Source organism: Methanobrevibacter sp. (genome assembly GCF_045577275.1).
Taxonomy (GTDB): Archaea; Methanobacteriota; Methanobacteria; order Methanobacteriales; family Methanobacteriaceae; genus Methanobrevibacter.
The window spans coordinates 1-9,577 of sequence record NZ_JAZNIB010000285.1 but is presented as its reverse complement, the minus strand read 5'-3'; the positions used below and the strand labels follow the sequence as shown (position 1 = coordinate 9,577).

Genomic DNA, 9,577 nt, shown 5'->3' with positions numbered 1-9,577 from the left:
CTAATCACATCTTTTTATTTTTAATTTTATTTTTTAAAAAATCAATAAATTATCTAATTTTTTTATTTAATTTTATTTAATTTTATTTTGATTATATTTATTTTATAAATCAATTACAGTACCTTTACTAACTATTTTCTTAAGTCCAGAGTTCTTAATCATTCTAAAACATATTGGGCAAGGTTCTGCATCTAATATTTCTATCCATTCTCCATCCTTATACATGTCTCCAGCTAAATAGATGGTTCCTCCAAGCATTTCCTTTCTGCTTGCAGAAATCATTGCATTCTGTTCTGCATGAACTGAAAAACAGTCATCATAATCTCCTGTATTGGATGGAAGATCCATTCTTTTGCAGGTTCCTCTATCACAGCAGTTTTCTTCCCCTCTTGGATTTCCATTATAACCTGTACTGATTATTTCATCATTATTAACTATAACAGCACCATAACGTCTTTTTAAACATGTGCTTCTTTTTGATACTACAAGAGCGATTTCAAGATAGTGCTCTGTTTTGCTCATACGATTTGATACATTATTTTCTTCCATCATTTAATCTCCATTAATCTTCTTTCTTTAAAATAACTGTTTTTAGAATAAATCATGATTTATTTTTTTTAATTATTTTTTTAATTATTTTTGCAATGATTCTTTTTTCAAATCATTCTAAATAGACTATTTTATATTTGTATTCCTTAATGTTTATAGTTTTTTATAGATTTAAAAAACTAGAATATAGTTTATATTTATTTATTATAAAAATCTAAATTTATACTATATATAAATTATATTTTAGCTATTGGAGACAATGGAGACAAGATTATGGAAGATTACTTGATTAAATCAAATGTGGAAACTAATCCGGAGTATGGTTGCAATCCATATGAAAGGCCTATTGAGGAACATATAGCTAAAGGTATAATTAATTTAGACAAACCATCAGGTCCTACATCTCATGAAGTGGACTCTTGGGTAAAAAGAATCCTTAACTGCAAGAAAACTGGTCATGGAGGAACTCTTGACCCTAAGGTGACTGGAGTTTTGCCTATTGGAATCGACAATGCTACAAGAGTGAGTCAACTTCTCCTTCCAGCAGGTAAGGAATATGTATGTCTTATGACTCTGCACAAAGATATTGCAGAGGATCAAATAAAAGAGATATTCGATGAATTTACTGGCAAGATATACCAAACACCACCTGTTAAATCAGCCGTTAAACGTGAATTAAGGGTAAGGAATATTTATTACTCTACCATTTATGAAATTGAAGGCAAGGATGTCTTGTTTAGGATAGGTTGTGAGGCAGGAACCTATGTCAGAACATATTGTCATGATATTGGTGAGGCTTTAGGCTGCGGAGCTCATATGGCTGAGCTTAGAAGAACAAGAGTGGGCCCATTTGATGAGCGAAACAATGACCTTGTAAACTTGCATGACCTTACAGATGCATATCATTTTTACCTTGAGGATGGGGATGAGTCATATATTAGAAAAGCTATTCAGCCTATGGAAGTTGCTAGTTCACATCTTCCGCAAATATTCATAAAGGATTCTGCTGTTGAAGCCATTTGTCAAGGAGCAAAACTTGGTGCTGGTGGAATAGCCAAATTATCCAAAGACATTCAAAAGGGAAATCTTGTTGCAATCAAGTCCTTAAAAGGGGAATTGGTAGCTGCAGGAACTTCACTATTCTCTTCTCAAGAGATAATGAATGCAGATTCAGGGCTTGTTGTCGATACAAACAAAGTCTTTATGGATACTGGAATTTATCCAAAAGGATGGTAATGATCATTGAATTATTGGTGATAAAATGTCTGATAAAGAAAAAGTAATTGAAGCATTCAAAAACTCAGAAGAACCTTTAAACGCTAAAAAAGTTAGTGAACTTTCTGGTGTAGAAAAGAAAGAAGTCGATAAGATCATGAAAGAATTGAAAAAGGATGAAACCATTGTTTCTCCAAAAAGATGCTATTGGACTTTAGCAGATAAATAATTTCTAATTTTTTATTTCTAATTTTTCTTTTTTTATTCTATTTTATTCTATTTATTCTATTTTATTTCTATTTAATTTCTATTTTTATTCTTTTTTATATTTTTATACTATTTTTTGTATTAATTTCATTTTATTCATTTTTTTCATTATTTTACTTGAATTATTCAAATATTTTGAAAAAATTTATATAATAATTAAACAAAATATCTTTACTATATAAATCATTTAATCAGATTAATTCTTACTTACATTAACTAATAAATTAATCTATTTATGGATTTAGAAAATTATGGATTTAAAGTGTTATTATGAATGTGAATTTAGACAAAAATACAACAGCATTAATCGTTTTCGTAATAGCTGCAGCTTTGCTCTCTACTGCACAAACTGTAGTCACCACTGGTGTTGTAGGTATTATGAGTGATTTTCATGTTTCTTCAACCCTAGCACAATGGGTATATTCCTCATTCTTACTTGTTTTAGGTGTAATGATACCAATTTCCGCATATATTGCACGTCGTTTTAAAATCAGAAAGATACTTATCGTTTCTTTAATAGTATTTTTAATTGGTACCGTTTTAGCTTTCATTGCACAGAATATATTTATCTTAATTTTAGCAAGGGTAATTCAAGGAATCGGAGCAGGTGTTCTCCTTCCAGTAACACAGATTGTACTCTTAAAAATAATTCCTAAAGACAAATGGCAAGTATACATGGGATTATTTGGTTTTATTATTGGAGTAGTTCCAGCTCTCGCACCAACCGTTGGCGGTTATATCATTGACACTATGGGATGGAGAATTATATTCTTACTGTTTGCAATTGCAACATTAATATTGATAGCTATTGCAGTCTTGTTTGTAAAATTAGAATTTGAAACCGGAGATTATCCTTTAGATATTATTTCATTGATCTTATCTGTAATTGCATGTGTTGGATTGTTATTGGGATTAACAAACTTCGCTGATTATGGAGCTCATTTGACAAACACTATCGCTCCTATTGTAATTGGTATAATAGCTTTAGTCATATTTGTTTATAGGCAATTCAATATTGAAAGTCCATTGCTTGATTTAAGAATCCTTATACACAAATATTACTTCTTCGGTACATTGTTTTCATCAATACTCTACTTTACAATGTGTGGATTATATGTTTTAATGCCACTCTTTGTTCAAGGGGTATGTAATCAATCTGCAACAACATCCGGAATTATTCTCTTGCCGGCAACATTGGTGATGATCGTATTCAATTTCGTTGGTCCATTGCTTGCTCAAAAATTTGGAGTTCAGAAAGTTCTCATCTTGTCCTGTATATTCTCTATAATAGGTTACTATATTATGTCAACATATACCGCTGCTACACCATTAGAATATATGGTTGCAACTCAAATTATTAGGGCAATCGGTGCAGGTTTAGGTTTAATGCCTGCTGTAACTTGGACTCTTTCAGTTGCAAAAGGAAATATCGAAGACGCTACTGCAATCAACAACACCGTAAGACAAATTATCGGTGCAAGCGGATCTGCTGTAGCAGCAACACTTCTTACAGTATTCACTGGAGGTTACGTAGCGCATAATAAGATTACTGTAGGTGCTTTTAGCCAAACTTCCTTGTTTATGGCTGCATTATGTGTAATCTCTTTAGTTATTGTAATCTTATTCATCAAAGATGGTGTTGAAGATACTGATGAAGACAGTCCGGTTGGAGAAACTGCATAACTCAAACTTTTACTCGCTTCGCTCGCAAAAGTTTGATCAAAATCTTTTCAATAGTTGGGAGTAAATCTCAATTATTTTTTTCTTTTTTTCTATTTACCATTTTTTTCATTGCCGACTACCCAATTTTTTAATTTTTCTATTTCCGACTATCATATTTTTTTTTAAAAAAATACACAATTTTTAAAATTTTCCTCCAATTAATCGATTTTTGCAATTCATCCTTCTTTTTATTTTTATCTCACAAAATTTTCCTGAATTAATTTTTTACTGAACAATCATCAATTTTAACTAATATTGCCTAAAAATCACGTGAATATTTAGAAAATATTTGTTTAATTCTATTTTTATTGTTCATTTTTTATTCAAAATGTTTATATATTAATAGTGATAAATTATAGTAGGAAGGAAGTTTCCTTCCGACTATGAAATCATAAAAATTTTCAGTCGAAGGGGTTCCACTTTCCATTTATTCATGAATGGATGTATCTCAAAAAAGGAAGTGAAAAGATGTCAGTAAAAGACGAAAAATTAGACCAGATAATTAAAACAGTCGAAGCAAACGATGTAAAATTTTTAAAATTGCAACTTTCAGATATTCATGGATTGCCTAAAAGTATGGCAGTTCCTCTTAAGAAAGCTGATGACATTGAAGATATTGTAAATGATGGATTATTATTTGACGGATCATCCATTGCAGGATTAGCTTCAATCAATGACAGTGACTTGCTTGCAAAACCAGATATCAACACCTTCTCAACAATTCCATGGAGACCAGAATCAAAAGGTACTGGTAGATTTATATGTGATGTTTTCACTACAGATGGAAAACCATATGATGGAGACCCAAGAGGAGTACTTAAAAAAGCATTGGAAAAAGCTGAAAAAAGAGGATACCAATTTAATTTAGGTCCAGAACCTGAATTCTTCATTATCAAAGAAGATGAAGATGGAAATTACATACCTGCAGATGAAGCGGAATACTTTGATGTAGAGCCATTGGACCAAGGTACTGACATTAGAAGAGAAATCGTATTCGGTTTAGAGCAATTAGGTTTTGATGTTGAAGTAAGCCACCACGAAGTGGCAGCAGGACAGCATGAGGTGGACTTCAAATATGCAGACGCTTTAAAAACTGCTGATGCTGTAATCACATTCAAAGAAGCTGTAAAAGCTGTTGTTCACAACTTAGGATTCAAAGCAACATTCATGCCAAAACCATTCTTGGGAATCAATGGTAGTGGAATGCATTGTAACCAAAGTCTATTCAAAGACGGCAAAAACATTTTCTATGACCCTAACACCGAAAACCAAATCTCACAGGAAGCATTATACTTCATTGGAGGATTATTGAAACATGCACAAGCTTTATCAGCAATCTTATCCCCAACAGTTAACTCTTACAAACGTTTAGTTCCAGGTTATGAAGCACCTTGCTACATAGCTTACGGATTTAAAAACAGATCAACTTTACTCAGAATTCCTGCATCCCGTGGATTAGGAACAAGAATCGAATGCAGATCACCTGACCCATCATGTAACCCATACTTGGCATTTGCAGCATTGCTTGAAGCAGGTTTAGATGGTTTGGACAATAAATTAGACCCTGGTGAACCAACAGAAGAAAACTTGTTTGCATTAACTGAAGATGAAATCATGCAAAAAGGCATTGATAACTTGCCAACAAGTTTATGGGAAGCATACCATGCATTGGAGCAAGATGAGGTAGTTAAAAATGCTCTTGGAGAAAAAGTATTTAATCAATTCTACACCATCAAAAGAGCTGAATGGGATGCTTACAGAATACAAGTGTTCGATTATGAAAGAGATCAATACTTAGACGTTTAAACTATTCCTTTTTTGAATATGGGTGGTCAATCTAAAGAATTTCTTTATTTTGACTGCCCTTCAAAAAGTTAAATGGTTTTTGAAATTTAGATTATTTTTTTAAGGCATATTGTAATTTTAAACAATTAAAGGCATATTGTAATTTTAGAATTATTTTTTTAAGGCATATGTAATTTTAGAATTACTTTTTTTAACATATTCAAATTAACATATTCAGATGATTAGTATATATTAGGCATATGTACGTGTATTCACCGATTATCTTATTGGAGGTATAAAAATGTGCGGAATAGCAGGTGTAATATACAAAGATAAAAAAACTCACCCTGTAGGAGAAGCATTGACATCAATGCTTGAATCATTGCAGCATAGGGGTCCAGATTCTGCTGGTTATGCAATCTACGGCAGTTTGGATTTTCCTGAAAATTATTATCAATTAAACATTGAAGTAAAAAGAAGAAGAGGAGCATTAGACAATTTAAAATCATTATTAAATCAAATTAGTCCAATTTTTGAAGAGCAATTGATCGAGTCTGTAGGAGACTCAGATGTATATAAATGCAAAATAGCATTGGATGAATTTTCCCTTTTAAAACCATGTATCAATGAAATAGATGATTTGGAAAATGTAAGGGTCATCAACGGTTCACATTCATTTGAAATGATCAAGGATACAGGAAAAGTAAAGGATATTGCAGAACGTTTTGATGTTTCAAGCAGAATGGGAACACATGGAATAGGACATACTCGTTTTGCAACAGAAAGTGGTGTTGACCGCTATCATGCACACCCATATCAAAGCTACATCATACCAGATATCACTGTAGTGCATAATGGGCAAATCACCAATTACTGGAAAATAAGAGACCCATTGGAAAGGAAAGGACACACTTTCGAATCATTCAATGATACAGAGTGCATTGTTCACTATATGGCAGATAAGCTTGACCAAGGCTATAAATTGGAAGAGGCATTGGATCAAGCGGTAATTGATTTGGACGGTCCATTTTCCATATTGGTTGGAACACCTAACGGTATTGGAATTGCAAAGGACAAGCTTGGTCTCAGGCCTGGTGTAATGGTGGAAACCGATGAAATCTTTGCAGTGGCTTCAGAAGAGATGGCATTGCATGATGTCACCGATTCAGATGAAATAGAACAGATAGCTCCTGGGGAAACAAGAGCTTACACCATATGATAAGGGGTTTTTTCTATGAAAGAATATGTGATTGATGCAAATGGTATGGAAGAGAAGGAATTAAACCGCACCATTAAGGAACAAGCAAAATTTCATGATAAGCTCATTATTGACAATCCTGATTCCAAACACAATATCTGTGCCGGATTGACTGAAGATGTGGAGATAGAAATCAACGGTTCTGCAGGCTATTTTGTCGGAACAATGGCTCATGGGCCAAAGATACACATCACTGGAAATGCCGGCTGGTTTGCTGGAGACAATATGACAGAAGGGGAATTGGTCATTGAAGGTACAGCTGGTGACGGTGCAGGACAAGGAATCTATGGTGGAACAGTAATCGTCAAAGGAAATGTCGGTTCAAGAACAGGAGAAATCATGAAAGGGGGAACCGTAATCATTGGGGGTAACAGCGGTTTCATGACTGGTCTCCTTATGATGGGAGGAAAGCTCATAATACTTGGTGATGTAACTGAGGATGTTGGAGAATCCATCATGAGAGGAACCATTTTTGTTCTTGGAAATGTTAAAAGCTTAGGAAAAAATGCAGTTATGGTAGAAACCACTTCTGAAGACCAAAATGAACTTCAAGAAATCTTGACAGAATATGGTTTCAAACTGGATGAAAATGATTATGGAAACTTTAAGAAAATAGTTAACATGCAATAGGAGCTGAAATTATGAGCGAAAATAGAATAGCTTTTGTGGGTACACCATGTCAAATCATGGCTGCATCCAAACTACAACACTATGCAGATAGCCCTATTGATGTTAAATTGGGCTTATTCTGTATGGAGAATTTTTCATACAAATACTTTGTAAATCTCTTGAAGGAATATGACTTGAAAATGGAGGATATTGACAAGTTCCAAATAGAAAAAGGATTTGTATTTTTACTTTTAAAAAACAAAGAGACAGTTAAAATACCTCTTTCAGTAGCTAAAAGGATTATTAGGAAAAACTGTAACATATGTGTTGAACTTACTTCAGAAACCTCTGACATTTCAATCGGTTCAATCGGATCTGAGGATGGCTGGTCAACACTCGTAATAAGAACTGAAAAAGGAGAAGAAATAGTTAATGGAGCAATAGAACAGAAATACATTGAAGCAAAAGACTTTACAGATTCACAATTAGGATTATTGAATAAGATTGCACAAACCAAAATAAGCAAAAATCTGGAAACTATAGAAAGAAGGGAATTTTTGGCAAGGCCTGTATTATACCAAAGGGAAAAGTCAGACGATTCAATAGATAAGGATATCTCTGAAGCATCATTTTTGGACTTAAGGTCAAATGTCATTGATGTTGGAGCATGTGTGCTTTGTGGAGCATGTGAATATGCATGTCCAGACAATCTGATAACAATCGATGACACTAAGCCAAGAATTAAAGGGGAATGTCCTCCTGATTGCCATGCATGCTTCGCAGTCTGTCCAAGGACATTCGTCCCTGAGGATTTGAGAAATGACAATTCAAAACCAATAGGTGACTTTATTAAAGTATTGACAGTCAAATCATTGAAGCATACACAAGGTCAGGACGGATCAATCGTTACAACATTAATCGACTATCTGTTATCCAATGAGATAGTTACAGAAGCGCTTATTGTTGATAAACAAGACCATTTGGCTTGGAAACCTTATGCAAAGCTAACTAATGCAATTGATGAGGTCATTAAATCTGGAGGAACAAAATATTCAGTATGTCCTGTATTTAAACCATTAAAGGATTTGAAAGAGGATTCACTCCAAAACATTGATGAGGGGGTAAACTAATGTCATTCACTGTAGAGAGAAAATTAGAAATTTGCAAACAGAGCAATGATAGGCCTGGCTGTTGCTGGTATTTATGTGACAACCCTCACAAATCCTCATGTAAAAATTGTTATAGCTGTTATTCCAATTGCCCTCATGGAGTATATGAGGTAATCAATGATGAGCCATTGCCAATACATCAGGAAAATTGTGTAGGATGCAAGATCTGTGAAGAGATGTGTCCAACACATGCGATATATGTGAGACCTCTTGTTGATGAAGGAAGAGGAGTATGGTCAAATTCAACAATGGTTGAAATCAAACGTAAAAGCCAAACAGGAGCATATAAGGTCAGAGGTTGTGGACTCACCAGAAGAATCCCAACATTTGATGACTTAAGCATATTGCCTGCACAGGTTTCAAGGCCACCAATAGATTCCTATAGGGAAACATGCAAGACCTCAGTGGTCCTTGGAGACAGGTTTGCAGAAAATCCGATAGAAATTGATACTCCTATTATGATTGGAGCAATGTCTTTCGGTGCATTAAGTAAAGAGGCAAAGATAGCATTGGCTATTGGAAGCAGCAAGGTAGGAACAATCACCAATACAGGTGAAGGTGGAATGCTTCCTGAAGAAAGGCATTATGCAGACAAATTGATTGCACAATATGCATCAGGACGTTTTGGTGTTTCAGCAAGCTATTTAAACAATGCAGAAGCTGTTGAAATAAAGATAGGTCAAGGTGCAAAATCAGGTATGGGAGGACATTTGCTTGCCCATAAGGTAACTGCAGAAGTGGCTAGAGTCAGAAACATTCCAGAAGGAACCTCTGCATTAAGTCCTGCAAGACACATGGACATTGTAGGGCCTGAGGACTTAGGTATGAAGATTAACCAATTAAGGGAAATCACTGACTGGAAAGTACCTATCATTGTGAAATTTGCATCTGGTAGAGTTGAACAGGATGTAAAGATTGCAGCTAAGGCAGGTGCAGACATAATTGTAGTTGACGGTATGCAAGGAGGAACTGGTGCTGGACCTGAAGTGGTTACAGAACATGC

General features: G+C 34.3%; 9 protein-coding genes. 8 read left to right on the top strand and 1 reads right to left on the bottom strand.

The genetic code is table 11. The features are described from left to right. Window positions 1-102: 102 nt before the first annotated feature. Complete coding sequence (locus ACKI67_RS08340; protein ID WP_407463058.1) at window positions 103-552, bottom strand: dCMP deaminase family protein; 450 nt, start codon at window positions 550-552, stop codon at window positions 103-105. Between the two features lie 270 nt (window positions 553-822). On the opposite strand from ACKI67_RS08340, the gene ACKI67_RS08335 reads away from it, so the two are divergent. The 8 genes from ACKI67_RS08335 to ACKI67_RS08300 all read left to right on the top strand — a co-directional run. Then, the gene (locus tag ACKI67_RS08335) at window positions 823-1,785 is read left to right on the top strand and encodes an RNA-guided pseudouridylation complex pseudouridine synthase subunit Cbf5 (protein ID WP_407463056.1); all 963 of its coding nucleotides are present in this window, start codon (window positions 823-825) and stop codon (window positions 1,783-1,785) included. Between the two features lie 25 nt (window positions 1,786-1,810). Further along, complete coding sequence (locus tag ACKI67_RS08330) at window positions 1,811-1,993, top strand: MarR family transcriptional regulator (protein WP_405286792.1); 183 nt, start codon at window positions 1,811-1,813, stop codon at window positions 1,991-1,993. Window positions 1,994-2,301: 308 nt separating this feature from the next. Beyond that, the gene (locus ACKI67_RS08325) at window positions 2,302-3,714 is read left to right on the top strand and encodes a DHA2 family efflux MFS transporter permease subunit (protein ID WP_407463054.1); all 1,413 of its coding nucleotides are present in this window, start codon (window positions 2,302-2,304) and stop codon (window positions 3,712-3,714) included. A 507-nt stretch (window positions 3,715-4,221) separates the two neighbouring features. Then, on the top strand, window positions 4,222-5,559 hold the full coding sequence (glnA, locus tag ACKI67_RS08320) for a type I glutamate--ammonia ligase (protein WP_407463052.1): 1,338 nt from the start codon (window positions 4,222-4,224) through the stop codon (window positions 5,557-5,559). 280 nt (window positions 5,560-5,839) lie between these two features. Further along, window positions 5,840-6,757 carry a glutamine amidotransferase gene (locus tag ACKI67_RS08315; protein WP_407463050.1) on the top strand — a complete coding sequence of 306 codons (918 nt, stop codon included), beginning with the start codon at window positions 5,840-5,842 and terminating at the stop codon, window positions 6,755-6,757. 15 nt (window positions 6,758-6,772) lie between these two features. After that, window positions 6,773-7,426, top strand: coding sequence for a tributyrin esterase (locus ACKI67_RS08310; RefSeq protein ID WP_407463049.1), 654 nt, complete (start codon window positions 6,773-6,775; stop codon window positions 7,424-7,426). Window positions 7,427-7,437: 11 nt separating this feature from the next. Next, a complete protein-coding gene (locus ACKI67_RS08305; RefSeq protein WP_407463048.1) occupies window positions 7,438-8,535 on the top strand; it encodes a Coenzyme F420 hydrogenase/dehydrogenase, beta subunit C-terminal domain in 1,098 nt (365 codons plus the stop codon). Next, window positions 8,535-9,577, top strand: a 1,043-nt coding sequence (locus ACKI67_RS08300) for a glutamate synthase-related protein (RefSeq protein ID WP_407463047.1), incomplete at its 3' end; no start/stop codon positions are given. The genes ACKI67_RS08305 and ACKI67_RS08300, both read left to right, overlap by 1 nt.

What these genes read in the sequence shown, in the direction of transcription:
- ACKI67_RS08340 (WP_407463058.1), bottom strand. Translation starts at nt 552, where the DNA reads ATGATGGAAGAAAATAATGTATCAAATCGTATGAGCAAAACAGAGCAC.
- ACKI67_RS08305 (WP_407463048.1), top strand. Translation starts at nt 7,438, where the DNA reads ATGAGCGAAAATAGAATAGCTTTTGTGGGTACACCATGTCAAATCATG.
- ACKI67_RS08310 (WP_407463049.1), top strand. Translation starts at nt 6,773, where the DNA reads ATGAAAGAATATGTGATTGATGCAAATGGTATGGAAGAGAAGGAATTA.
- ACKI67_RS08330 (WP_405286792.1), top strand. Translation starts at nt 1,811, where the DNA reads ATGTCTGATAAAGAAAAAGTAATTGAAGCATTCAAAAACTCAGAAGAA.
- ACKI67_RS08315 (WP_407463050.1), top strand. Translation starts at nt 5,840, where the DNA reads ATGTGCGGAATAGCAGGTGTAATATACAAAGATAAAAAAACTCACCCT.
- ACKI67_RS08325 (WP_407463054.1), top strand. Translation starts at nt 2,302, where the DNA reads ATGAATGTGAATTTAGACAAAAATACAACAGCATTAATCGTTTTCGTA.
- glnA (WP_407463052.1), top strand. Translation starts at nt 4,222, where the DNA reads ATGTCAGTAAAAGACGAAAAATTAGACCAGATAATTAAAACAGTCGAA.
- ACKI67_RS08335 (WP_407463056.1), top strand. Translation starts at nt 823, where the DNA reads ATGGAAGATTACTTGATTAAATCAAATGTGGAAACTAATCCGGAGTAT.